Source organism: Janthinobacterium breve, assembly GCF_051380895.1.
In the GTDB taxonomy this organism is placed as follows: Bacteria; Pseudomonadota; Gammaproteobacteria; order Burkholderiales; family Burkholderiaceae_D; genus Janthinobacterium.
The window spans coordinates 309,648-334,186 of the sequence record NZ_JBNYXY010000005.1; the positions used below are offsets into that span (position 1 = coordinate 309,648).

Here is a 24,539-nt window from a genome sequence, read left to right on the forward strand (position 1 = left end):
GTCAGCTTACTTAGCGGGCCAGAATGGCAGGAAATAGATCAGGAAGCCCAGCACGCCCAAGATCATCACGAATGCATAGTGATAGATGTAGCCGGTCTGCAAGCCTCGCGACAGCGAGGACAGCCAGGCGACGACCTTGGCGCTACCGTTGACCAGCAGGCCATCGATCAGCTTCTTGTCACCGAAGTTCCACAGGCCATTACCCAGCAAACGGGCACCGCCGGCGAACACGACTTCATTGAACTTGTCCAGGTAGTACTTGTTGTCCAGCAGGGTGTGGATCGCGTGGAACTTGGCAAAGAACCAGGCCGGCACGCGCGGGTTGACCATGTAGCAGTAGTAGGCTGCCACCACGCCGGACAATGCCAGCCAGAACGGTGCCGTCGACAGGCCGTGGATCGCCATCGCCATTGCGCCGTGGAATTCATGCGACAACTCTTCCATTGCTGGATGGTTTTCGCCGACGAAGATCACACCCTTGAAGAAATCGCCATGCAGCATCGGGCCGATCGTCAGGTAACCGATCAGCAGCGACGGGATCGCCAGCATCACCAGCGGGAACCACACGACGAATGGGGATTCATGCGGCTTCTGGCCAGGTTCCAGACCGTGGTGCGCGTGGTCGTCTTCCTCTTCTTCATGATGGTCGTCATGCGCATCGCCGTGCGCGCCATGGGCCGCTTTCGGTGCATGATGGTCGTCGTGAGCGTGCGCATCATGTGCGTGACCTTGGCCGAAACGTTCCTTGCCGTGGAAGACGAGGAAATACATGCGGAACGAGTAGAAGGCAGTGACGAACACGCCAGCCAGCACGGCGAACTGGGCAAAGCCAGCGCCCCAGATGTGCGTTGCTTCGACGGCTTCGATGATGCTGTCTTTCGAGTAGAAACCGGAGAACAGCGGCGTGCCGATCAGGGCCAGCGAACCGACCAGGGAGGTGATCCAGGTGATCGGCATGTATTTGCGCAGGCCACCCATGTTGCGGATATCCTGGTCGTGGTGCATGCCGATGATGACGGAGCCGGCGCCCAGGAACAGCAGCGCCTTGAAGAAGGCGTGCGTCATCAGGTGGAACACGGCCACGGAGTACGCGGACGAACCCAGCGCGACAGTCATGTAGCCCAGTTGCGACAGGGTCGAGTAAGCGACGACGCGCTTGATGTCGTTCTGGATAATGCCCAGGAAACCCATGAACAGCGCCGTGATGGAACCGATCACCAGGATGAAGGACAGTGCCGTGTCGGACAGTTCGAACAGCGGCGACATGCGCGAGACCATGAAGATACCGGCCGTCACCATCGTCGCGGCGTGAATCAGTGCCGAGATCGGGGTAGGACCTTCCATCGAGTCAGGCAGCCACACGTGCAGCGGGAACTGCGCCGATTTGCCCATCGCGCCGATGAACAGGCAGATGCAGGCAACGGTCAGCAGGGCCCAGTCGGTGCCTGGCAGGCTCAACAGCGCCAGTTCGTCTTTCTTGGCAAATACTTCCTGGTAGTTCATGGTGCCGGCGAATGCCAACAGCAGGCCGATGCCCAGGATGAAGCCGAAGTCGCCCACGCGGTTGACCAGGAACGCCTTCATGTTGGCCACGATGGCCGTCGGACGCTGATACCAGAAACCGATCAGCAGGTAAGAGACCAGGCCCACGGCTTCCCAACCGAAGAACAGTTGCAGGAAGTTGTTGGCCATGACCAGCATCAGCATCGAGAACGTGAACAGCGAGATGTAGGCGAAGAAGCGGTTGTAGCCTTCGTCGTCCTTCATATAACCGATCGTGTAGATGTGCACCATCAGGGAGACGAAGGTGACCACGCACATCATCATCGCCGACAGCGAATCGATCTGGAAGCCCACTTCCATCTTCAGGGTGCCGATCGTCATCCAGTTATAGATCGTGCCATTGAATGTCGCGCCATCCATCACTGCCAGCAATGTCTGCACGGACAGGATGAACGCAATCAGTACGCCCAGGATCGTCGCGGTATGCGACGTCTTGCGTCCGACCAAATTACCCAGGAACTGGGTGCCAAGCAAACCTGCAATCGCGGCACCGGCCAGCGGCGCCAGCGGTACGGCAAGAAGGAGGTTAGGGTTGAGGAGTTGCCCCGCCATGATGAACCTTAATCGTTATTATTCGAGAGATCGAGTCTGAAAAACATCAGCCTTTGAGGCTGTCCAGGTCTTCGACGTTGATGGTATCCAGATTACGGAACATCACCACCAGAATAGCCAGACCGATAGCCGACTCAGCGGCGGCAACCGTCAGGATGAAGAAAACGAAGATCTGACCGGCCGCGTCGCCCATGAAATGGGAGAACGCGATGAAATTCATATTCACCGCCAGCAGCATCAATTCGATTGCCATCAGCAATACGATGATGTTCTTGCGGTTCAGGAAAATACCGACGATCGAGATTGCGAACAGGATCGCGCCCAGGACCAGAAAATGTGTGAGCGATAATGTCATGGTGCCTCCTTAACTTCCGGCTCAGCCGCAGGACGCTCGACGACCGCGTCCATCTTGATGATCTTCAGGCGGTCGTTGCGCTTCACGCGTACCGCATCGCCCGGAGCAAAATGCTTGGTGTCCTTGCGTTTGCGCAAAGTCAATGCAACAGCGGCAACGATGGCCACCAGCAGCACGACGGCAGCGATCTCGAAGGCGAACACATATTTCGTGTAGATCAGCAGGCCCAGTTCCTTGGTGCCGCCCAAGTTGACGTTCACCGGAGCGATGCTAGGCGCAAAGTTGCGGAAACCGTGCCACAGGACAGCGGCCATTTCCAGCACGATGATCACGCCCACCGTCACCGACAAAGGCAAGTAGCCCCAGAAGCCTTCGCGCATGCGGTCGATATTGATATCGAGCATCATGACCACGAAGAGGAACAGCACCATCACGGCGCCGACATACACCAATACCAGCACGATGGCCAGGAATTCAGCTTGCAGCAGCATCCAGATGCCCGCTGCGGAAAAGAAGGACAGCACCAGGAACAGTACTGCGTGGACCGGATTACGGGCCGTGATGACGCGTGTCGCCGCTATGATGAGAATCAGCGCGAAGGCGTAAAACAAAATTGTTTTAAAGTCCATAAAAAACCCAATAGACGTACAGATGAACGAGGGGCGCGCCGCAGCCAGGGGCTGCGGCGCATCCATCAGCGATAAGGTGCGTCGGCGGCGCGCGCAGCGGCGATGTCATTTTCATAACGATCACCCACGGCCAGCAACATCTCTTTCGTGTAATACAAATCACCGCGTTTCTCGCCGTGGTATTCCAGGATTTGCGTCTCGACGATCGAATCGACCGGGCAGGACTCTTCGCAGAAACCGCAGAAGATGCACTTGGTCAAGTCAATATCGTAACGCGTGGTGCGGCGCGAGCCGTCGTCACGCTGTTCCGATTCGATCGTGATGGCCATCGCCGGGCAAACCGCTTCGCACAGTTTGCAGGCGATGCAACGTTCTTCGCCGTTCGGGTAGCGGCGCAGCGCGTGCAAGCCACGGAAACGCGGCGAGATCGGTGTCTTCTCTTCCGGGAATTGCACCGTGATCTTGCGCGAAAACATGTACTTGCCTGTCAGCGCCATGCCCTTGATCAGCTCACCCAACAACAGGCTGCTGAGGAAATCTTTTACCTTATCCATTCGTATGCACTCTCTTACTTCCAAATATTCCAGGATGTCTGCATCCAGGCAGCGACGAAGACCAGGTAGACCAGCGTCAACGGGATAAACACTTTCCAGCCGAGGCGCATGATCTGGTCATAACGATAGCGTGGGAAAGTACCGCGCACCCAGATGAACACCGACACGATGAAGAAGGTTTTGGCGAACAGCCAGAAGAAGCCGCCGAAACCACCCCAGAACTCAAGGAAAGCAAACGGTGCGGACCAGCCACCGAGGAACATGATGGAAGCCAGCGCGCCGATCAGGATCATGTTGGCGTACTCGGCCAGCATGAACATGGCGTAGGCCATGCCCGAGTACTCGACCATGTGGCCGGCAACGATTTCCGACTCGCCTTCGACGACGTCGAACGGGTGACGGTTGGCCTCAGCCAGGCCCGACACCAGGTAGATGACGAACATCGGCAGCAGCGGCAGCCAGTTCCACGACATGAAGTTCACGCCCTTGTCGGCGAAGTAGCCGATTTGCTGGCCGCCAACGATGTCGATGAAGTTCAGGCTGCCCGACACCATCAGCACGATGACCATCACGAAGCCCATCGGGATTTCATACGAAATCATCTGTGCCGAAGCGCGCATGGCGCCCATGAACGAGTACTTCGAGTTCGAGGCCCAGCCGGCGATGATGATGCCGTAGACTTCCATCGAGGTAATCGCCAGCAGCAGCAGCAAGCCCGCGTTGACGTTGGCCAGCACGGCTTGCGGGCCGAACGGCACGACCGACCAGGCGGCCAGGGCCGGCATGATGGTCATGATCGGGCCGATCACGAACAGGCCCTTGGCGGCCTTGGCCGGGATGATGATCTCTTTGAACAAGAGTTTCAATGCATCGGCGATCGGCTGCAGCAAGCCCAGCGGACCTACGCGGTTCGGGCCGACGCGGATCTGGATCCAGCCGATCAGCTTGCGCTCCCACAGGGTGGCGTAAGCAACCAGGCCCATCAGCGGCAAGAGCACGCACAGGATCTTGATCAGGGTCCAGAAGAACGGCCAGGTACCGCCCAGCAAATTCTGGCCGCTGCTGTTGATGACGTTTACAAATTCAGGCAGAGCCATCAGATTTTCCCCTCTGCTGTTTCAACTGTGATGTCACCGAACATGCCGCCCAGGCTAGCCGTCGAGGCATGCGCCGCCGACACTTTGACCACATTGGCCGGCAGGCCGGCATGGATTGCCGCCACCAGGATGGCGCTGCCGGAGCCTTGCGCCACTTTGACCTTGTCGCCCGCCTTGATGCCCAGCTTTTCAGCCAGCGCCAGGGACAGGTGCGCTTGCGGCGCGGCGCCATCGACCGTGCGCAGCAGCGGTTCGGAGCGGCGTACCAGCGCGTCGGCGAAGTAGATCGGCACGTCGGCGATGCGTTGCAGCGCCGGCGACGCCGGTGCGTACGATGCCGCTTCCGGTGCATTTTTCGCGATGTTGCTCAGCTGTGCCGACAGATCGGTCACGCCGGCACCAAACGCTTCGTCGCGGATCGCTTCGGAGGTGTCGTAGTCGAAACCGGCCAGGCCCAGGATGTTGCCCAGGACGCGCAGCACTTTCCAGGCTGGACGGGTTTCGGCCAGCGGCTTCACGGTGCCGTTGAAACTTTGCGCGCGGCCTTCGCAGTTGACGAAGGTGCCCGAGGTTTCAGCGAACGGGGCGATCGGCAGCAAGACATCGGCGTAATCCATGCCGTGCTTGAAGGCCGACATCGCCACGACCATATCGGCGCCATCCAGGGCGGCGCGGGCCGCTTGTGGATTGGCGGCATCGAGTTCCGGCTCGGCGTGCAGCAGCACGTAGGCTTTCTTCGGCACGGCAAAGGCAGCTTGCACGTTGGCGCGCGGCTTGGCGACCAGGTGCGCGCCAACCGTGTTGGCCGCTTCCGTCAGGTAGCCGAGCTTGGCGCCCGTCTGTTCGGCGATCCATTGCGCGGCAGCATGCAGTTGCGACGCTTGCGGGTGTTGCGTTGCCGCATTACCCAGCAGCACGGCGCCATGGTCGCCAGCCATCAGGCTGGCGGCGATGGCGACAGCCACGTCCGAAGCAACAATCGCTTCAAAACCGTTTGGCGCGGCGATTTCTTTCGCTTTGGCAACAGCGACGACCACTTCCGACAAGGCTGCCAGCCAATCGCTAGGCGCGACAATCATCTTGTTGGCGATGGTGATCAATTGATCATCGTCGGAGGCGTGCAGGATCGACAGCTTGGCGCCGCCCTTCACGGACGCGCGCAAACGCGTGGCCAGCAATGGGTGATCCTTGCGCAGGAACGAGCCGATGACGAAGGCGCGCTTGATCTGGCCAAATTCGTTGATCGGCATGCCCAGCCATGGTTTCACACTTGCGTCGAGCGCGAAGTCGGTCTGGCGCAGGCGGAAGTCGACGTTCTCGCTACCGAGACCGTGCGCGACTTTTTGCAGCAGGACCAGCTCTTCGACGGTCGAATGCGGCGTTGCCAGCGCGGCGATGGCGTCAGCGCCATGCTCGTGCTTGATATTTTTCAAACCGTGCGCCACGTATTCCAGCGCCGTTTGCCAATCGACTTCTTTCCACTCGTTGCCTTGTTTCAGCATCGGGGAAGTCAGGCGCTCGGCACTGTCCAGCGCTTCGTACGAGAAACGATCCTTGTCCGAGATCCAGCACTCGTTGACGGCTTCGTTTTCCAGCGGCAATACGCGTTTGACCTTGCCAGCTTTCACTTGCACGATCAGGTTCGCGCCCAGGCCGTCATGCGGGCTGACCGATTTGCGGCGCGACAGTTCCCACGTACGGGCGCTGTAGCGGAACGGCTTCGAGGTCAGTGCGCCGACCGGGCACAGGTCGATCATGTTGCCCGACAGTTCGGAGTCGACCGTCTGGCCCACAAACGACACGATTTCCGAGTGTTCGCCGCGGCCGATCATGCCCAGCTCCATCACGCCGGCCACTTCCTGGCCAAAGCGTACGCAACGGGTGCACTGGATGCAGCGCGACATTTCCTGCATGGAAACCAGCGGACCGGCTTCCTTCGGCTGCACGACGCGCTTGTCTTCCTTGTAGCGCGATTCGCTCTTGCCGTAGCCCACAGCCAAGTCTTGCAACTGGCATTCGCCGCCCTGATCGCAGATAGGGCAATCGAGCGGGTGGTTAATCAGCAAGAATTCCATGACCGACTTTTGCGCCTGCACAGCTTTATCGCTGGCGGAGCGCACGATCATGCCGGCACTGACCGGGGTCGCACAAGCGGGCAAAGGCTTGGGCGCCTTTTCCACTTCGACCAGGCACATGCGGCAGTTCGCTGCGATCGACAATTTCTTGTGATAGCAGAAGTGCGGAATGTAGGTTCCCAATTTGTTGGCGGCGTCCATCACCATGCTACCAGCAGGGACTTCGACTTTTTTGCCGTCTATTTCGATTTCAACCATGGTGATCGTTACCTGACGCAGCTTAGATATATGCGGGCACTAAGCAATGCTTGTGCTCGATATGATATTCAAATTCTTCACGGAAATTCTTAATGAAGGCCCGTACCGGCATGGCAGCCGCATCGCCCAGCGCGCAAATGGTGCGGCCCTGGATGTTGTCGGCGATCGAGTTGAGCATGTCCAGGTCGTCTGGACGACCCTGTCCCTGCTCGATGCGGTGCACCATGCGGTACATCCAGCCTGTGCCTTCACGGCAAGGCGTACACTGGCCGCACGATTCTTCAAAGTAGAAGTAGGACAGGCGCTCCAGCGCCTTCACCATGCAGCGTGTTTCGTCCATCACGATGATGGCGCCCGAACCCAACATCGAACCGGCTTTCGCGATCGAGTCATAGTCCAGGTCGGTCTGCATCATGATGTCGCCGCGGATCACCGGCGCGGACGAGCCGCCAGGGATCACGGCCTTGATCTTTTTGCCACCGCGCATGCCACCTGCCAGTTCCAGCAGTGTGGCGAACGGCGTGCCAAGCGGCACTTCGTAGTTGCCCGGCAATTCCACGTCGCCCGAGATCGAGAAGATCTTCGAGCCGCCATTGTTCGGCTTGCCCATCGCCAGGTATTTCTCTGGACCGATGTTCAGCACGAATGGCACGGCAGCGAAGGTTTCCGTGTTGTTGATCGTGGTCGGCTTGCCGTACAGGCCAAACGAGGCAGGGAAAGGCGGCTTGAAGCGCGGCTGGCCTTTCTTGCCTTCCAGGGACTCCAGCAGGGCGGTTTCTTCGCCGCAGATGTAAGCGCCATAACCATGGTGCGCATGCAACTGGAACGAGAACTCGCTGCCCATGATCTTGTCGCCCAGGAAACCGGCGGCACGCGCCTCTTCCAGCGCTTCTTCGAAACGGGCGTACTCGGCCCAGATTTCGCCGTGGATATAGTTGTAGCCGACGGTGATGCCCATCGCATAAGCGCCAATGGCCATGCCTTCGATCAGGGCATGGGGATTGTAACGAATGATGTCGCGGTCCTTGAAAGTGCCCGGCTCGCCTTCATCTGTATTGCAGACGAGGTATTTCTGACCCGGGAACTGGCGCGGCATGAAGCTCCACTTCAAGCCGGTAGGAAAACCCGCGCCGCCACGGCCGCGCAAGGACGAGGCCTTGAGGTCGGCGATGATCTGTTCCGGCGTGATTTTCTCTTCCAGGATACGCCGCAGGGCGCTATAGCCGCCGCGGTTCACATAATCTTGCAAATGCCAGTTCTTGCCATCCAGATCCTTCAGGATCAATGGATCGATATGGCGGTTGTGGAGTGACGTCATTTCTTGAGTTCCTCCAGCATGGCGTCGATTTTCTCGTTCGACATCCAGCTGCACATGGTTTTATTACTGACCAGCAAGACAGGCGCATCGCCGCAAGCACCCATGCACTCGCCTTCAACCAGGGTGAACTGGCCATCGGCGGTGGTTTCGCGGAAATCGATACCCAGTTTCTGCTTCAGGTAGTCTGCAGCGCGCACGCCGCCCGACAGGGCGCATGGCAGGTTGGTACACACGGTGATCTTGTGTTTGCCCACGGGCTTGACGTTGTACATATTGTAGAACGTGGCCACTTCCTGCACGGCAATCGCCGGCATGCCGATGTAATCGGCCAGTTCCTTCATGGTTTCCGGCGCCAGCCAGCCCAGTTCATCCTGGGCATGGGCCAGCGCGGCCATGACGGCCGACTGACGCTGGTCGGCCGGGTACTTGGCCAGCTCGCGGTCAATTTTCTTATAGCATTGCTCTGATAACAACATACTTTTTGCCTCTTAGCGGTCAATACTGCCGAACACGATATCTTGCGTCCCGATGATGGTCACGGCGTCGGCAAGCATGTGCCCACGCGCCATCTCGTCGAGCGACTGCAAGTGGGCGTAGTCTGGCGCGCGCAGTTTCATGCGGTACGGCTTGTTGGCGCCATCGGACACCAGATACACGCCGAACTCGCCCTTCGGATGCTCCACGGCGCTGTAGGCCTCGCCTGGCGGCACGTGGAAACCTTCGGTAAACAGCTTGAAGTGGTGAATCAAGGACTCCATGTTGGTCTTCATGTCGACGCGGCCCGGAGGCGCCACCTTGCGGTTGCTGGTCATGACAGGACCTTCATTGTTGCGCAGCCATTCCACGCATTGCTTGATGATGCGGTTCGACTGGCGCAACTCTTCCACGCGGACCAGGTAGCGGTCGTAGCAATCGCCGTTGGTGCCGATAGGAATGTCGAAATCCATCAGGTCGTACACTTCGTACGGCTGTTTCTTGCGCAAGTCCCACTGCACGCCAGAGCCGCGCAGCATGGCGCCCGTAAAGCCCATGGCCAGCGCATCTTCCGGCGAGACCACGCCGATGCCGACGGTACGCTGTTTCCAGATACGGTTGTCGGTCAGCAGGGTTTCGTACTCGTCCACGGAATTCGGGAAACGGCGCGCGAAGTCTTCGATGAAGTCCAGCAACGAACCCTGGCGGTTTTCATTCAGCTTGCCGATGGCCTTGGCGTTGCGGATGATCGAGGCCTTGTGCTGCGGCATCGAATCCGGCAAGTCGCGGTACACGCCGCCCGGACGGTAGTAGGCCGCGTGCATGCGCGCGCCCGAGACTGCCTCGTAGGCGTCGAACAAGTCTTCGCGGTCGCGGAAGCAATACAGGAACGGGCCCATGGCGCCAACGTCCAGCGCATGGGTGCCCAGCCACATCAGGTGATTCAGGATGCGCGTCATCTCGTCGAACATGACGCGGATGTATTGCGCGCGCAGCGGCACTTCCAGGCCCAGCATCTTTTCGATGGCCATCACGTACGCATGTTCATTGCACATCATCGACACATAGTCGAGACGGTCCATGTACGGCACGGATTGCAAGTAGGTCTTTTGCTCGGCCAGCTTTTCGGTAGCGCGGTGCAGCAGGCCGATATGCGGGTCGGCACGCTGGATGACTTCGCCATCCATCTCCAGCACCAGGCGCAGCACACCGTGCGCGGCCGGATGCTGTGGCCCAAAGTTCAGGGTGTAGTTCTTAATCTCAGCCATTATTTCATCCCGTAATGTTCTTCGCGGATCACGCGCGGCACGTTTTCCCGCGGCTCGATCGTCACGGGCTGGTAAATCACGCGCTTTTGTTCCGGATCGTAACGCATCTCGACATAGCCGGAGACGGGGAAATCCTTGCGGAACGGATGGCCGATGAAACCGTAGTCGGTCAGCAGGCGGCGCAAGTCGTTGTGGCCTTCGAAGAGAATGCCCAGCAAGTCGAACGCTTCGCGCTCATACCAGTTGACCGCACGCCAGATGTTCACCACGGAGGGCAGCAGCGGCATGTCGTCGTCCGGCGCAAACACGCGCACGCGCACGCGCCAGTTGTGCTTGACCGACAGCAAGTGCGAGACGGCCGCGAAACGCAGGCCATCCCAGCTACCGTCGCCATAGGTCGAGTAGTCGACGCCGCACAAGTCGAGCATTTGCTCGAAATGCAGGGTTGGATCATCGCGCAAGGTCTGCATCACGGCCAGGTAGTCCTCGGCCTTGACGACCAGGGTGACTTCGCCCAGTGCAACCGTCGTGCTAACGCGATCGCCCAGGGCAGTGCCGAGGGCGTTTTGCAATACTTCTAAATGTGTTGTCATAATCTGAAGCGGCCCGGTTAGCGTGCGATCGTGCTGGTACGCTTGATCTTGTTCTGCAACTGCATGATGCCGTACAGCAAGGCTTCAGCGGTCGGAGGACAGCCAGGCACATACACGTCGACAGGCACGATGCGGTCGCAACCGCGCACCACAGAATAGGAGTAATGGTAGTACCCGCCGCCATTGGCGCAGGAACCCATCGAGATGACCCAGCGTGGCTCTGCCATCTGGTCGTAGACCTTGCGCAAGGCCGGCGCCATCTTGTTGCACAGGGTGCCGGCAACGATCATGACGTCGGACTGACGCGGCGACGGACGGAACACGACGCCGAAACGGTCCATATCGTAGCGGGCTGCGCCCACATGCATCATTTCGACCGCACAGCAGGCCAGACCGAACGTCATCGGGAACATAGACCCGGTGCGCGCCCAGTTGATCAGCTTGTCGGCCGAGGTGGTGATGAAACCTTCGCTTAATACGCCTTCAATAGCCATGGCTTATTCCCAGTCAAGGGCACCTTTCTTCCAAATGTACCAAAATCCGACCACGAATTCAGCGATGAACACCATCATCGTGACGAAACCGGCCCAGCCCAGGTCGCGCATTGCAACGCCCCATGGGAAAAAGAATGCCGTTTCCAGATCGAACAAAATAAACAGGATTGCGACCAGATAGTAGCGCACATCAAATTTCATGCGCGCGTCTTCGAATGCTTCAAAGCCACATTCGTACGGGGAGAGTTTTGCTGCGTCAGGCTTGTTAGGGCCTAACAGGCGCCCCAGGAGCTGGGGAGCGATACCGACACCAAGGCCGATAATAATAAACAGCAGGACGGGGAAGTAATTTTCGAGGTTCACGATTGATGAGCTTATATTGAACGATCGGTTAAATGAGGACACTGCGATCATTTGCAGCGTATCTAACGCACGACCCCAATCAAAGCTAAGACCAGGATCGAACGACACATCCTCGTAAAAAAAGCCAGCAACTTTGTACGAGCCATGGCTCGTGCGCCGTTGCTGGCTTCTGATTTCTGGTGCCGACGACGAGACTCGAACTCGTACAGCTTGCGCCACTACCCCCTCAAGATAGCGTGTCTACCAATTTCACCACGTCGGCGGTAAGGCCCGTATTCTACTCTGCTTTGCCGCTAAAGTTAATGCACAAATGCATCAAAACACAGATAAAAACGATAAATTTTTACATCTTCCAGCGCGCCACGATTTTTTCCTGCCGCGCTGCTAAAACATTGAGCAATAATCTGCCCGTAATGAGAATTAATCTCGATGAGGTATCGAAATACTACTCAGTTACTACACAATTACTTCGGAATTGCGCCTGCCGGGGTGCTGGCAACCGGTGCCGCCGCTGCTGCTGGAGCGCTGGCCGCCGGTGCTGCAGGTACCGTCGTCGGGATCGCGCCCGCGCCGGTGACTGGCACTGGCTTGACGACTTTATCCATCACGCCGCCGCCAACGGTGGTGGCGCGCTGATTGGCCATCAGCGACAGAGCCAGGGTGGCACCGAAGAAAATCGCGGCGGCAACACCCGTCGATTTCGACATGAAGTTCGACGAACCCGTCGCACCAAACAGGCTGCCCGAGGCGCCCGAACCGAAGGCGGCACCCATGTCGGCGCCCTTGCCGTGCTGCAGCAACACCAGCGCGATAATCGACAATGCCGAAATAACCTGTACTACCACTACCAGATTGAACATCATGTTCATTGCAATTCCATTCTTAGTTTAAATTAATTCAATCAGCGGCGTGAATAATTGCCAGGAAATCCGCCGCCTTCAATGCTGCCCCACCGATCAGACCGCCATCGATATCCGGCATCGCCATCAATTCTTTTGCGTTCTCCGGCTTCATGCTGCCGCCGTACAGGATCTGCACGCCGGCCGCCGCTACTGCATTCTTTGCCGCCAGTTGGCCGCGCAATACCTGATGCACGTCCTGCGCCATTTGCGGCGTGGCCGTCTTGCCCGTGCCGATGGCCCAGACTGGCTCGTAGGCCAGCACCAGTTTCGCCACGTCGTCAGTGGAAATCGCCGCCAGTACGGCGCCCAGCTGCTGCGCCACCACGGCGTCGGTCTGACCCGCTTCGCGCTGCGCCAAGGTTTCGCCGATGCAAACGATAGGCGTGATGCCTGCCGCCAGCGCGGCAACCGTCTTGGCCGCCACCTGCGCATCGCTCTCGCCGTGGTAGGCGCGGCGCTCGGAATGCCCGATCACCACATAGCTGCAGCCAAAATCCTGCAGCATGGCGGTCGAGATTTCTCCCGTGTAGGCGCCGCCGGCGTGCGCGGACACATCCTGCGCGCCCCAGCCAAGAGCCGAGCCTGCCAATTGCGCCTGGCACTGCGCCAGATACGGCGCAGGCACACAGACGGCGCTGGCGGCGCCAGAGGCAGTCAGGCCAGCCACTATTTCAGACAATAACACCGCGTTCGAGGTGCGACTGCCGTTCATTTTCCAATTTCCGACGACGAGTTTGCGACGCATAGTAGCCTAAATTCTAATAACCCGTCATTCTAACTCCGGTACCGATGCCGGTCAAACAGGCAGTGCCCCGTTTCAAACAACTTGCAACATGATCTTGCCCACGTGCGTGCTCGCTTCCATCAAGGCATGCGCCTCGTTGGCTTTTTCCAATGGGAAAGTTTGATAGATCACGGGCTTGATCTTGCCCGCCTCGATCAAGGGCCAGACGGTCGCGCGCAGGTGGTTCGCGATGGCCGCCTTGAAGGCGACGGGACGGGGACGCAGGGTCGAGCCGCTGACACTCAGGCGGCGGCGCAGCACCTGCCCCAGGTCCAGGGTGGCCTTGCTGCCGCCCTGCACGGCGATCAGGCCGATGCGGCCATCGTCGGCCAGGCATTCGATTTCGCGCGGCAAGTAATCGCCGCCCACCATGTCGAGGATGACGTCGACACCGCGGCCAGCGGTCAATTCCTTGACGACAGCCACGAAATCTTCCGTGCGGTAATTGATGCCCCGTTCGGCGCCCAGCGCCTCGCAGGCGCGCGCCTTCTCGTCGCTACCCGCCGTGGCGAACACGCGGTGGCCCAGCGCAGCCGCCAATTGAATGGCCGCCACGCCGATGCCGGACGTGCCGCCCTGCACCAATAACGTTTCGCCATCGGCCAGCGCGCAGCGGTCGAAGACATTGCTCCACACGGTAAAGAAGTTTTCCGGCAGGGAGGCGCCTTCCAGCGCCGTCAAGCCTTGCGGCAAGGGCAGGCACTGGCCGGCATGCGCTGCGCAGTATTCGGCATAGCCGCCGCCCTGCACCAGCGCGCAGACCAGGTCGCCTTTCTTGAATTCAGTGTTACTAAAGTCGCCATCGACGACCTCGCCCGCCACTTCCAGGCCAGGCAAGTCGGACGCGCCGGCGGGCGGCGCATACTTGCCCAGGCGCTGCAGCACGTCAGGGCGGTTGATGCCGGCCGCGTGCACCTTGATCAGCAGTTCGCCCGCCTTATATTGCGGCATGGGACGTTCGGCGATCTGCAAAACGTCGGCGGGACCTGGCTGGCTGATGGCAACTGCACGCATGGCGGGACTCTTTCAAGGGAAAACGGCGATTGTACGCCAAGCCGCCGCCCCTTGCTGAGGGCCTGCCCCTAAGCGCCGCCCGTCTTCGACTGGCGCGGCAAGGGCATGCCCGGCTTCCATTTCGCCGACAGGGCCTGACCTTCCTCGACTTGCTCATGCGTCATCTTGCGCACGACGGCGGCGCGCTGGTCGGCCGCATTCTCGTTGCCATTCGCTGCCGCCAGGTTCCACAGCATGTAGGCGATGACATTGTCCTGCGGCACGCCGCCCATGTGGTAGCGATACATCAGGCCCAGCACCTGCTGCGCCTCTGCATGGTTCTGCTCGGCCGCCTTGCGGAACCAGCTCACGGCCTGCTTGTGGTCTTGCAGCACGGCGTTGCCCGTGTAATACATGGCGCCCACTACATACTGGGCGTCGGCCTTGCCCTGCTCGGCCGCCTTGCGGTGCCAGAACATGGCTTGCTTGTAATCCTGCGGCAAGCCGCGCCCCATGTAATACATCAAGCCCAGCAAATGCTGGGCATCGGCATTGCCGGTCTTAGCAAGGGGCAATATTTCCTTGTAAGCCAGCGCGTAATTCTTGTTGTTGTAGGCACCGGCGCCTTCGGCGAAGCCAGCCCGCGCGGGTAGCTGTATGGTCAACAGCATGAGTAATGTAATGATCAGTTTTTTCATCGGAGTGGGATGTGGTCTGACTACTTTTTCTTGTTCTGCCAATAACATCTGCGGCAGGATGCTTTTATTTCCAGCTTACTTTGCCCAGGCCCTCGACGCTGACATCGCGGTTGGCCGGCTTGCCGTACACCACCACCGAACCGAGTCCGCTCAGGTTCAGCTTGGCATTCGTATGGGCATTCACCGTGGCGTTGCCGAGGCCGCTCAATTCCAGGTTGACGGCGTCCGCTTCGAATTGCTGCGCATTCAGGCTGCCCAAGCCGCCCAGGCTGGCTTTCAGGATGCGCCCGCGTCCGCCCAGCACCACCGAGCCGGCGCCCTGCAAGTCCAGCTCCGCGCGCTCATTGTTGCCGATCCAGAGCTGCATGCTGCCCACGCCGCCCAGGCTGGCATTGAGCTTGCGGTAGTCGCCCACCAGCTTGATGCTGCCCGCCCCTTCCAGCGACAGGGTCAGCTCCTCGCCCTTGAAACCGGTAATATCCGTGCTGCCAAAGCCTTCCGAGCTCACTTCGCGCAAGTTCGGCAAGACCAGGTCGGCGCGTATCGACGAGGGGCCGATCTTGAAGCCGCGCACTTCCGTTTCGATGTGCAGGGTATCGCCGCTTTGCGCCGTGCTGACATCGGCGATGTAGCGCTTGTCGGCCGTGATGCTCAGCGAAGGCACGTTGCCCTGGCGAATGCGCACTTCCATCACGCCATCGAGCTTGACGCGCACTACGCGGGCGTCGATGTTGCGCATTTCCAGCAAGCGGGTCTCGGCGGCCGCGCCGCGCACCAGGCCCAGTGTCGCCAGGAACAGCAGCGCCAGTTGCAGTGTCTTTTTCATGTGATGCATCCTCGGTATCTTGTTTTTATCTGTCTGGTCGCCCGCCGGGGGCGCCTGCATTGCTCGCGCAACAGCACTGTAGCAGCGCCGAAAATTGCTGACAATGACTTTGACGCCTGACAAAACCGTAGCGAGCGGCAGTGAGTTGTGGCCGAGAAGCGGAACTGTGCGAATGCACAGTGAGCATCGGAAGCCGCAAATCGCGACGCGCAGTAGGTTTTGATAGGTGTCTTATGCGAAACGGGCTTTTTCTGCGGCGCTCAGGCGCTTGGCCTTGACCACCACCACTTGCATGGCAGCCTTGCCGCCTGGCGCGGCCAGGGTGGCCGTGGAACTGGCCACTTGCAGGGCCGGAGCGGCCGGGGCGATGGCGTAGCAGCTGGCGCTGAGCAGGATGGCGGCGGCAACGGCAATGATTTCCATGTTTTTAGCGACGTTCATGTTGTTCTCCTCGGGTGTCTGGCAGTGGGCTTGCGGTATGGTGTCACTATAGCCATACCGCCCCCGGCAGACACGCCGATTGCGACGAACTGCGCTTTTGGCAGGCTGACCTGACAAAAACGCGGATGAACGTGCAAACTAAGCGTCAGTTTGCAGCGGAACGCTTAAAACTCTTCCCACTCGTCGGCGCCGGACTTGGCCGCCTTGAGGGGCTTGACCGGCGACAGCGCGCGGACCGGTGCGCGCGGCGCCGGCGCTGCAGGCCTGGCCTTGAGGCGCGTCACGGGCGCGGGCGCCGCGCCGGCACCGGCATCGCCGAGGCGGAACATGCCGACCGCCTGCGCCAGGTCCACCGCCTGCTCCTGCAGGCTCTCTGCGGCAGCGGCGGCCTGTTCGACGAGGGCAGCATTTTGCTGCGTCATGGTATCCATGTGCGTGACGGCCGTATTGATTTCGCCGATGCCGGCGCTCTGTTCGCGACTGGCCACCGTGATTTCGCTCATGATGGTCGTCAATTGCTGCACCGACGCCACCACCTGGTCCATGGTCTGGCCCGCTTCATCGACAAGCCTGCCGCCGGCGCCCACCTTCTCCACCGAGTCGCCGATCAATTCCTTGATTTCCTTGGCTGCCTGGCTCGAGCGCTGCGCCAGGTTGCGCACTTCGGACGCCACCACGGCAAAGCCCCTGCCCTGCTCGCCCGCGCGCGCCGCCTCGACGGCCGCGTTCAGGGCCAGGATATTCGTCTGGAAGGCGATGCCATCGATGACGCCGATGATGTCGACGATCTTGCGCGAGCTTTCCTGGATGCCGGCCATGGTGCCCACCACTTGCTGCACCACGCGGCCGCCCTTGGCTGCCACTTCCGAGGCGGACATCGCCAACTCGTTGGCCGCATGCGCGTTTTCCGCATTCTGCTTGACGGTCGAGGTCAGCTCATCCATCGAACTGGCCGTTTCCTCCAGCGCGCCCGCCTGCGCTTCCGTGCGTGACGACAGGTCGGCATTGCCGGCGGCAATGTCCGCCGACTCGCTGCGCACCAGGGTGCTGATGCTGCGGATCTGCACTAGCACGGTGGCAATCTTTTCGACGAACAAATTGAAGGCCTGGGCGATCTGCGCCAGTTCGTCACTACCTTGCGCGTCGAGGCGGCTGGTCAGGTCGCCGTCGCCCGTAGCGATCGCTTCCATCGCATCGCGCACCAGACCCAGGCGACGCAGGGCGCGCGCCACCAGCGCGCTCAATACCGTGGCGGCCAGGGCCAGCACCAGCAAGGCCGTCAGGGCCGAGGCGCGCAGCATGGAGCTCAGGGCTTGCGTCGCTTCCGCACGGTCGAGCACGGTAGCCAGCAACCAGTCGCTGCCCGCCACCTTACTCACATGCAAGATACCATCGCGCTCGCCGAGGCGAATGGCGGCGCCGTCGCCGCTCTTTTCAATATTGGCCAGCGCCTGCGCGCTCAGGCCCGGGTCCAGCTCGGCCAGCGGCTTCAGGGTCAGCTTGCCGTCCGGGTGGGCGATGATCTTGCCGCCGCCATCGACGAGGAAGGCGTAGCTGGACGCGGTTGGCTTGATCGAGGCGACATTTTGCACTACCGCATCCATCATCACGTCGGCCGCCATCACGCACGTCACGCTGCCCTTGCCGCCCAGCGGCTCGGCAAACGTCACCACCAGTTTGCCCGTGCTGGCGCCGATATACGGCGCCGTGATGACGGGGCCGCCCGCTTCGGACGCCTGCTTGTACCAGGGCCGCGCCGTGGGATCGTAGTCGGCGGCGCGCTGGCGCTCCTGCGAAAAGACGGCATGCTTGTCGGCAAAGCCGATATACGCCATGTCAAAGGTGCCCGCCTGCTCGGCCGCCTTCAGGGCCGGCAGCGGATCGGCCGCCGTGGCGCCCTGCTTGAGCGAAGCCACCACGGCTTGCTTGGAGCGCAGCCATTCGGCGATCGCCTGCGCGTGGCTGTGCGACAACTGCAGCATCTGCGTGTCGAGCGCGGCAAGGGTGCTTGAGCGCGTGGTATAGAAATTGGCGATGGCGACGGCCAGCATGGCCAGCACGACAGTGGAAACGGCGATGGCAATCAGCCGCGCCTTCAGGGAGGACAACATGGTGCATCCAATAAAAAAGAGGAAATCGGGAGGGATGCACCATGGTCAGGGAATAAGATTTTGTCGTCAAGCAATACTGACTCTCAATTACCCATAAACAACAATTGATACCATATATTAACTACATCTCCCCGCGCAGCTTGCGCAAGGCCGGCGATTCGCCGCCCGTGGCCTCGATGCGGAAACGGGCAAACGCCTGCTCCAGCTCGGGGTAACGGCGCAGACTGCCTTCGCTAAAATAGCGCGCGCCCGGAATCTCGCCCCACGCCAGCGGCGCGCTCAAGGCGCCAGCAGCCACCTGCGCCAACAGCGGCAACAGCGCGCTGCGCAGGTCGGCCACCTCCCCGTCGGTCTGCGCCAGGCGCGCCAGCAACTGGTCCAGTTCGGTGGCAAGGGCTTGCAAGCGCTGCTGGTCCATCATCTCTCCTCAGTTCTTGATCGTGCCGATCAGCACAGGGACTGACCACAAGTTGCGGTTGGGTAGCAAATACTGTTGCGCCCCACCCTTGCGCCGCACCAGGCCGCCCAGCTCCTGCGTGGGCGCCACCTGGCTGACAAACACGTTGACGGTGCCCTTGGGCATGATCTGATACACATCATACAGCGGCGCCTCGCTCTTCAGGGGCAAGCCGAAACAGTCGGCAAGGCTGGCGCACTGGCCGGAGGCCTGCTGCAATTGCGCGCTGGTGGTGAAATACGGCGAGTACGGCGACACATTCTGCCCATGCGGCACGATCTTCACTAGCGCGGCCGACATGGCTTGCAGGTCCGGCAAGGTGCTGCCGGAAGCGAGCTGTTCGACTGCCCGCGCATAAACCGTCTCGGCCGGGGCGGCCGGATCGGCGGCGCGCAGTTCGCGCAGGAACTGCTGCCCTGGCCCGCTATCGAGATAGGGATCGATCGCTTCGCGCGGCAAGCCCGCCGTCTTGAAGGTGCTGAGGTCATTGATTTCGCGCGCATGCACGGCGCGCAAGGCGTCGATATCCTGCGCCGGCATGGCCGTGGACGCGGCGGCGATGGGAATTGGCAGCGGCACCGGCGTGGGTGCGTCGTCCAGCTGTGCCCGGACGCCGGGCGCGACGGCAAGCAGAAAGGCGGCGGCCAGCCCGCAAAATGTGCGCATGCTGCATCTCCTTGGAAGACTCGTTCAGGGGAAGATCCCATCCCGAATCTACAAGGCACGGCAGCGGACGATACGCGCTGGATCAAGGCCGGTGCACACGTCGGCACACACCTTCGATGCAGCGCAAACAAGGCGCATAAAAAAACCGCCAGGGCTTGCGCGCTGGCGGTTTTGAGCATGCGACCGAGGCCGCAGTCAGGCTAACTTAAGCGGCTGGCGCTTCGTTGCCTTCAGCAGCTTTCATCGACAGCTTCAGACGGCCACGGTCGTCCGTTTCCAGCACTTTAACGCGCACCAGCTGGCCTTCTTTCAGGTAATCGGCTACGGCGTTGACACGCTCGTTGGCGATCTGGCTGATGTGCAGCAAGCCGTCTTTGCCTGGCATGACTTGCACGATGGCGCCGAAGTCCAGCAGTTTCAGCACGGTGCCTTCGTAGGTCTTGCCCACTTCGACGGAAGCGGTCAGTTCTTCGATGCGGCGCTTGGCTTCCTGGCCGGCAGCAGCGTCGACGGAAGCGATGGTGACCACGCCTTCGTCGCTGATGTCGATCTGGGTGCCCGTCTCTTCGGTCAGTGCGCGAATCACGGCGCCGCCCTTGCCGATCACGTCACGGATTTTTTCCGGGTTGATCTTGATGGTGATCAGACGCGGTGCGAAATCGGACAGTTCGGTTTTGACGTGCGGCATGGCTTTTTGCATTTCGCCCAGGATGTGCTCGCGGCCTTCCTTGGCTTGCGCCAGTGCCACTTGCATGATTTCCTTGGTGATGCCCATGATCTTGATGTCCATCTGCAGCGCCGTGATACCGTTGCGGGTACCGGCTACCTTGAAGTCCATGTCGCCCAGGTGATCTTCGTCGCCCAGGATGTCGGACAGCACGGCAAACTTGCCGCCTTCCTTGATCAGGCCCATGGCGATACCGGCCACGTGTTCTTTCATCGGCACGCCGGCGTCCATCAGTGCCAGGCAGCCGCCGCAGACGGAAGCCATCGACGAGGAACCGTTCGATTCCGTGATTTCCGATACCAGGCGCACCGAGTAGCTGAATTCTTCAGCTGCCGGCAGGGCGGCGATCAGCGCGCGCTTGGCCAGGCGGCCGTGGCCGATTTCGCGGCGTTTAGGCGTACCGACACGGCCCGTTTCGCCGGTGGCGAACGGAGGCATGTTGTAATGCAGCATGAACGAATCGGTGAACTCGCCCATCAGCGCGTCGATCTTCTGGCTGTCGCGGGCGGTGCCCAGGGTGGCGACGACCAGCGCTTGCGTTTCGCCGCGCGTGAACAGGGCCGAACCGTGGGTGCGTGGCAACACGCTGGTGCGGATCGAGATCGGACGCACGGTGCGCGTGTCGCGGCCGTCGATGCGTGGCTCGCCGTCCAGGATTTGCGTACGCACGATTTTCGCTTCGATGTCGAACAGGATGTTGTTCACTTCTGCGCTGTCGATGGATGCGCCGCCGTTGGCAGCCGCTTCAGCCGACAGGTCGGCGATCACTTCCGACGTCGCCGCTTTCAGCTTGGCCGTACGCTCTTGCTTGTCCTTGGTTTGATACGCATCATTGATCTTGGCGTTGGCGAAATGCGCGACGCGGGCGATCAGTGCTTCGTTTTTCGGCGCAGGCGCCCATTCCACTTCCGGCTTGCCGCCGTCACGCACTAGGTCGTGAATCGCGTCGATGACGACTTTCATCTGGTCGTGGCCGAAGACCACGGCGCCCAGCATGATTTCTTCGGACAGCTGTTTCGCTTCCGATTCGACCATCAGCACGGCCGTTTCGGTACCGGCGACCACCAGGTCCATTTCCGACGTTTTCAGCTGCTGAACGGTCGGGTTCAGGATGTACTGGCCATTCGCGTAACCGACGCGCGCAGCGCCGATCGGGCCGCTGAAAGGCACACCCGATACGCACAGGGCAGCCGATGCGCCGATCATGGCGGCGATGTCCGGATCGATTTCAGGGTTGACCGACAGCACGTGAATGATGACTTGCACTTCATTCAGGTAGCCTTCCGGGAACAGCGGACGGATAGGACGGTCGATCAAGCGGGATGTCAGTGTTTCTTTTTCGGAAGGACGGCCTTCGCGCTTGAAAAAACCGCCCGGGATTTTACCGGCAGCATAAGTTTTTTCAACATAATCAACCGTCAAAGGGAAGAAATCCTGGCCTGGCTTGGCATCTTTGCGTGCCACCACCGTTGCCAGAACGACGGTATCTTCGATCGACACCAGCACTGCGCCGGATGCCTGACGTGCGATTTCGCCGGTTTCCAGGGTCACTTGGTGTTGACCGTACTGGAAGGTTTTCGTAACTTTGTTAAACATGGGGTATCCCTTTTCTAATTGCCGACAGATTTTCAGGGGCTGTCGTTCACCTCACCACAGGCGGTGGAAAAACCGTTGCCGCCTTTACTACTTTACTTTTAAAGCATGATATCGGTAAGAGAATACTTTACTTACAGACATAAATCCGGAATTCAAATGACAAAATGCCCGCGTCAGCGAACTGGCGCAGGCATTTCTGTATAAACCTTGTACGGCAAAAATTACTTGCGCAGACCAAGTTTAGCGATCAGGTCGCGATAACGAGTAGCGTCTTTAGACTTCAGGTAGGACAACAGGCTCTTACGACGGTTGACCATCATGATCAGGCCGCGGCGGGAATGGTGATCTTTCGAGTGGGCTTTGAAGTGGCCGTTCAGTTCGTTGATACGAGCTGTCAGCAGTGCAACTTGCACTTCAGGGGAGCCGGTGTCGTTTTGACCACGAGCGTTGTCCGCGATGATAGCGGCTTTGTTGATGTTTTCTACTGTCATGATAAACCTTTCACATGCGGTGCACAGAGTCTGAACCCTATCCACCGTGAACTACGATTATTAAAATACTGGCCTATGCTTACAACCAGACGCGCAAGTATATCGGAAAAAAGCCCGCCTGTATCCTGTCGTGCGGGCTTTTCTCGGCGCATGATAGGATTTTCCTGCATTTCAGGAGGTCAAACATGAAAAACATTCCCAAATTAGCAACAGCCATGCTGCTGGCCGTGCTGGCCGGCTGCGCCAGCTGGAACGCTCCTCCGCCGCAGGCGGGCGAGCCGCGCGCCGCCGTGGAAGCGCGCCTGGGGCGGCCGAGTAACATTTACCAGCTGGACACGGGTCCGGAACTGGAATACGCCACGGGGCCGTACGGCCAGTACACCTACATGGCCCGCTTCGGCCCCGACGACAGGTTAATTTCTTACGAGCAAGTGCTCGACACGCCAGGCTTTGCCCGGGTCAAGGTGGGCGTGTCGACGCAGCAGGACGTGCTGCACACCCTGGGTCGCCCCACGGAAAAATCCTATCTATCCATCCCGAAACTCACCGTCTGGTCGTACCGCTACAAGGAATCGGGCGTCTGGGATTCCATGATGCACGTGCACTTCGACCACGATGGCATCGTGCGCATGATGATGAATGGGCCCGATCCGGACAAGGAAGAGCGGCGCTCCTTCCGCTGATTTAGGCCCTAAGGCTGCGGGTCGATACGCTCATCCTTGGCGTGCAGTTTATTCAGCGCCGACAAATACGCCTTGGCCGAGGCGACGATGATGTCGGGGTCGGCACCCACGCCGTTGACGATGCGCCCGTCGCGCGACAAACGCATCGTCACTTCGCCCTGCGACTGCGTGCCCGTGCTGATGGCATTGACGGAGAACAAGACCAGCTCCGCGCCGCTGGCGGCTGCGCTTTCGATGGCGTTGACGGTGGCGTCGACGGGGCCGTCGCCCTGCCCTTCGCAGCTGCGCTGCACGCCGCCGACGAGGAATTCCACGCGCGCATGGGGCACGGCGCCCGTCGTCGATTGCTGCGTCAGCGCAATGAAACGGTAGTGCTCACTCTCCTGCGCCTGCTGCTCTTCGCTGACGAGGGCCATGATGTCTTCGTCGAAAATCTCCGACTTCCGGTCGGCCAGCTCCTTGAAACGCAGGAAGGCGGCGTTGACTTCCGCCTCCGATTCCAGCGCGATGCCCAGCTCGTGCAGCCGCTGCTTGAAGGCATTACGGCCCGACAGTTTACCGAGGACGATCTTGTTGGCCGCCCAGCCCACGTCTTCGGCGCGCATGATTTCATACGTCTCGCGCGCTTTTAATATGCCATCCTGGTGGATGCCGGACGCGTGCGCAAAGGCGTTCGCGCCCACGACGGCCTTGTTCGGCTGCACGGCAAAGCCCGTAATTTGCGACACCATTTTTGACGCCGCCACGATCTGCGTCGTGTCGATCCCTACCGTCAAGTTGTAATAGGCGGCCCGCGTGCGCAGCGCCATCACCACCTCTTCCAGCGCCGTGTTGCCGGCCCGTTCGCCGAGGCCGTTGACCGTGCATTCGATCTGGCGCGCGCCGCCGATCATGACGCCGGCCAGCGAATTGGCGACAGCCAGGCCCAGGTCGTTATGACAATGGACAGACCAGATGGCTTTATCCGCATTCGGTATGCGTTCGCGCAAGCGCTTGATGGTATTGCCGAAGATTTCAGGCACGGCGTAGCCCACCGTATCGGGGAAATTGATGGTAGTGGCGCCTTCGGCGATCACGGCTTCCAGCACGCGGCACAAAAAATCCTCGTCGGAACGGCTGCCGTCTTCGGGGCTGAATTCGATGTCGTCCGTGAACTGGCGCGCAAAGCGCACGGCGTTTTGCGCCTGCAGCAAGACTTGCTCGGGCGTCATGCGCAGCTTCATCTGCATGTGCAGGGGCGACGTGGCGATGAAGGTGTGGATGCGCTTGCGCTCGGCAGGCGCCAGCGCTTCGGCGGCGCGCGCAATGTCGCGGTCGTTGGCGCGCGACAGCGAACAGATGGTGGACTCGCGCACGGCGCCGGCAATCGCCCGTATCGACTCGAAGTCGCCCTGCGAGGCGGCGGCGAAGCCCGCCTCGATCACGTCGACCTTCATGCGTTCGAGCTGCTTGGCGATGCGCAGCTTTTCCTCGCGCGTCATGGAGGCGCCCGGCGATTGCTCGCCGTCGCGCAAGGTGGTGTCAAAAATGATGAGTCGGTTGCTGGTGTTCATGGCTGCTCCTGGCTGGCT

At 60.3% G+C, this 24,539-nt stretch carries 25 protein-coding genes and 1 tRNA gene; 1 reads left to right on the forward strand and 25 read right to left on the reverse strand.

Going from position 1 to position 24,539, the window contains the following annotated elements; genetic code table 11:
• Nucleotides 1-6: 6 nt before the first annotated feature.
• The 24 genes from nuoL to rpsO all read right to left on the reverse strand — a co-directional run bounded on the left by nuoL (nt 7) and on the right by rpsO (nt 22,285).
• On the reverse strand, nt 7-2,115 hold the full coding sequence (gene nuoL / locus ACQ4W0_RS11725) for an NADH-quinone oxidoreductase subunit L (RefSeq protein WP_436576879.1): 2,109 nt from the start codon (nt 2,113-2,115) through the stop codon (nt 7-9).
• A gap of 46 nt (nt 2,116-2,161) precedes the next feature.
• Entirely contained in the window at nt 2,162-2,470 is a 309-nt protein-coding gene (nuoK, locus tag ACQ4W0_RS11730; protein ID WP_010399724.1) for an NADH-quinone oxidoreductase subunit NuoK, read from the reverse strand.
• Entirely contained in the window at nt 2,467-3,099 is a 633-nt protein-coding gene (locus ACQ4W0_RS11735) for an NADH-quinone oxidoreductase subunit J (protein ID WP_076567084.1), read from the reverse strand. Before ACQ4W0_RS11735 ends, nuoK begins: the two co-directional genes overlap by 4 nt.
• A 65-nt stretch (nt 3,100-3,164) precedes the next feature.
• The gene (nuoI, locus tag ACQ4W0_RS11740; RefSeq protein ID WP_096236664.1) at nt 3,165-3,653 is read right to left on the reverse strand and encodes an NADH-quinone oxidoreductase subunit NuoI; all 489 of its coding nucleotides are present in this window, start codon (nt 3,651-3,653) and stop codon (nt 3,165-3,167) included.
• A gap of 14 nt (nt 3,654-3,667) precedes the next feature.
• Nucleotides 3,668-4,750, reverse strand: coding sequence for an NADH-quinone oxidoreductase subunit NuoH (gene nuoH / locus ACQ4W0_RS11745; RefSeq protein WP_436576880.1), 1,083 nt, complete (start codon nt 4,748-4,750; stop codon nt 3,668-3,670).
• Nucleotides 4,750-7,083, reverse strand: coding sequence for an NADH-quinone oxidoreductase subunit NuoG (gene nuoG / locus ACQ4W0_RS11750; RefSeq protein WP_436576881.1), 2,334 nt, complete (start codon nt 7,081-7,083; stop codon nt 4,750-4,752). Before nuoG ends, nuoH begins: the two co-directional genes overlap by 1 nt.
• 22 nt (nt 7,084-7,105) lie before the next feature.
• Complete coding sequence (gene nuoF, locus ACQ4W0_RS11755; protein WP_096236670.1) at nt 7,106-8,401, reverse strand: NADH-quinone oxidoreductase subunit NuoF; 1,296 nt, start codon at nt 8,399-8,401, stop codon at nt 7,106-7,108.
• Nucleotides 8,398-8,877, reverse strand: a complete 480-nt coding sequence (gene nuoE, locus ACQ4W0_RS11760) for an NADH-quinone oxidoreductase subunit NuoE (RefSeq protein ID WP_034749989.1) — start codon at nt 8,875-8,877, stop codon at nt 8,398-8,400. The genes nuoF and nuoE overlap by 4 nt, the downstream gene beginning before the upstream one ends.
• 12 nt (nt 8,878-8,889) lie before the next feature.
• The gene (locus tag ACQ4W0_RS11765) at nt 8,890-10,143 is read right to left on the reverse strand and encodes an NADH-quinone oxidoreductase subunit D (RefSeq protein ID WP_436503223.1); all 1,254 of its coding nucleotides are present in this window, start codon (nt 10,141-10,143) and stop codon (nt 8,890-8,892) included.
• Nucleotides 10,143-10,736: an NADH-quinone oxidoreductase subunit C gene (locus ACQ4W0_RS11770; protein WP_099763027.1), complete on the reverse strand. Its 594-nt coding sequence runs from the start codon at nt 10,734-10,736 to the stop codon at nt 10,143-10,145. Before ACQ4W0_RS11770 ends, ACQ4W0_RS11765 begins: the two co-directional genes overlap by 1 nt.
• Nucleotides 10,737-10,753: 17 nt before the next feature.
• Entirely contained in the window at nt 10,754-11,230 is a 477-nt protein-coding gene (locus tag ACQ4W0_RS11775; RefSeq protein WP_010399733.1) for a NuoB/complex I 20 kDa subunit family protein, read from the reverse strand.
• 3 nt (nt 11,231-11,233) lie between these two features.
• Nucleotides 11,234-11,593: an NADH-quinone oxidoreductase subunit A gene (locus ACQ4W0_RS11780; protein ID WP_010399734.1), complete on the reverse strand. Its 360-nt coding sequence runs from the start codon at nt 11,591-11,593 to the stop codon at nt 11,234-11,236.
• 177 nt (nt 11,594-11,770) lie between these two features.
• Nucleotides 11,771-11,855, reverse strand: a tRNA-Leu gene (locus ACQ4W0_RS11785).
• 202 nt (nt 11,856-12,057) lie between these two features.
• Nucleotides 12,058-12,462, reverse strand: a complete 405-nt coding sequence (gene secG / locus ACQ4W0_RS11790; protein WP_436576882.1) for a preprotein translocase subunit SecG — start codon at nt 12,460-12,462, stop codon at nt 12,058-12,060.
• Nucleotides 12,463-12,490: 28 nt separating this feature from the next.
• A complete protein-coding gene (gene tpiA / locus ACQ4W0_RS11795; RefSeq protein WP_436576883.1) occupies nt 12,491-13,240 on the reverse strand; it encodes a triose-phosphate isomerase in 750 nt (249 codons plus the stop codon).
• A 72-nt stretch (nt 13,241-13,312) separates the two neighbouring features.
• Complete coding sequence (locus tag ACQ4W0_RS11800; RefSeq protein WP_436576884.1) at nt 13,313-14,293, reverse strand: NAD(P)H-quinone oxidoreductase; 981 nt, start codon at nt 14,291-14,293, stop codon at nt 13,313-13,315.
• 68 nt (nt 14,294-14,361) lie between these two features.
• The gene (locus tag ACQ4W0_RS11805) at nt 14,362-14,943 is read right to left on the reverse strand and encodes a tetratricopeptide repeat protein (RefSeq protein WP_436576885.1); all 582 of its coding nucleotides are present in this window, start codon (nt 14,941-14,943) and stop codon (nt 14,362-14,364) included.
• A gap of 91 nt (nt 14,944-15,034) precedes the next feature.
• Nucleotides 15,035-15,796, reverse strand: a complete 762-nt coding sequence (locus ACQ4W0_RS11810; RefSeq protein WP_436576886.1) for a GIN domain-containing protein — start codon at nt 15,794-15,796, stop codon at nt 15,035-15,037.
• 231 nt (nt 15,797-16,027) lie between these two features.
• Nucleotides 16,028-16,237 carry a hypothetical protein gene (locus tag ACQ4W0_RS11815; protein WP_436576887.1) on the reverse strand — a complete coding sequence of 70 codons (210 nt, stop codon included), beginning with the start codon at nt 16,235-16,237 and terminating at the stop codon, nt 16,028-16,030.
• Between the two features lie 164 nt (nt 16,238-16,401).
• On the reverse strand, nt 16,402-18,348 hold the full coding sequence (locus tag ACQ4W0_RS11820; protein WP_436576888.1) for a methyl-accepting chemotaxis protein: 1,947 nt from the start codon (nt 18,346-18,348) through the stop codon (nt 16,402-16,404).
• Between the two features lie 121 nt (nt 18,349-18,469).
• Nucleotides 18,470-18,769 (reverse strand): hypothetical protein, encoded by a 300-nt coding sequence (locus ACQ4W0_RS11825; protein WP_436576889.1) that lies wholly within the window; start codon nt 18,767-18,769, stop codon nt 18,470-18,472.
• Between the two features lie 6 nt (nt 18,770-18,775).
• Nucleotides 18,776-19,471 (reverse strand): hypothetical protein, encoded by a 696-nt coding sequence (locus ACQ4W0_RS11830; protein WP_436576890.1) that lies wholly within the window; start codon nt 19,469-19,471, stop codon nt 18,776-18,778.
• Nucleotides 19,472-19,676: 205 nt separating this feature from the next.
• A complete protein-coding gene (pnp, locus tag ACQ4W0_RS11835) occupies nt 19,677-21,794 on the reverse strand; it encodes a polyribonucleotide nucleotidyltransferase (protein ID WP_071076349.1) in 2,118 nt (705 codons plus the stop codon).
• Between the two features lie 221 nt (nt 21,795-22,015).
• Nucleotides 22,016-22,285 (reverse strand): 30S ribosomal protein S15, encoded by a 270-nt coding sequence (gene rpsO / locus ACQ4W0_RS11840; protein ID WP_071076969.1) that lies wholly within the window; start codon nt 22,283-22,285, stop codon nt 22,016-22,018.
• A gap of 185 nt (nt 22,286-22,470) precedes the next feature.
• Here rpsO and bamE point away from each other — a divergent pair, with 185 nt between their 5' ends.
• Nucleotides 22,471-22,968, forward strand: coding sequence for an outer membrane protein assembly factor BamE domain-containing protein (gene bamE / locus ACQ4W0_RS11845; protein ID WP_436576891.1), 498 nt, complete (start codon nt 22,471-22,473; stop codon nt 22,966-22,968).
• Nucleotides 22,969-22,976: 8 nt separating this feature from the next.
• On the opposite strand, the gene ACQ4W0_RS11850 is transcribed toward bamE, so the two are convergent.
• Nucleotides 22,977-24,521, reverse strand: coding sequence for a 2-isopropylmalate synthase (locus ACQ4W0_RS11850; protein ID WP_436576892.1), 1,545 nt, complete (start codon nt 24,519-24,521; stop codon nt 22,977-22,979).
• Between the last annotated feature and the right edge of the window lie 18 nt (nt 24,522-24,539).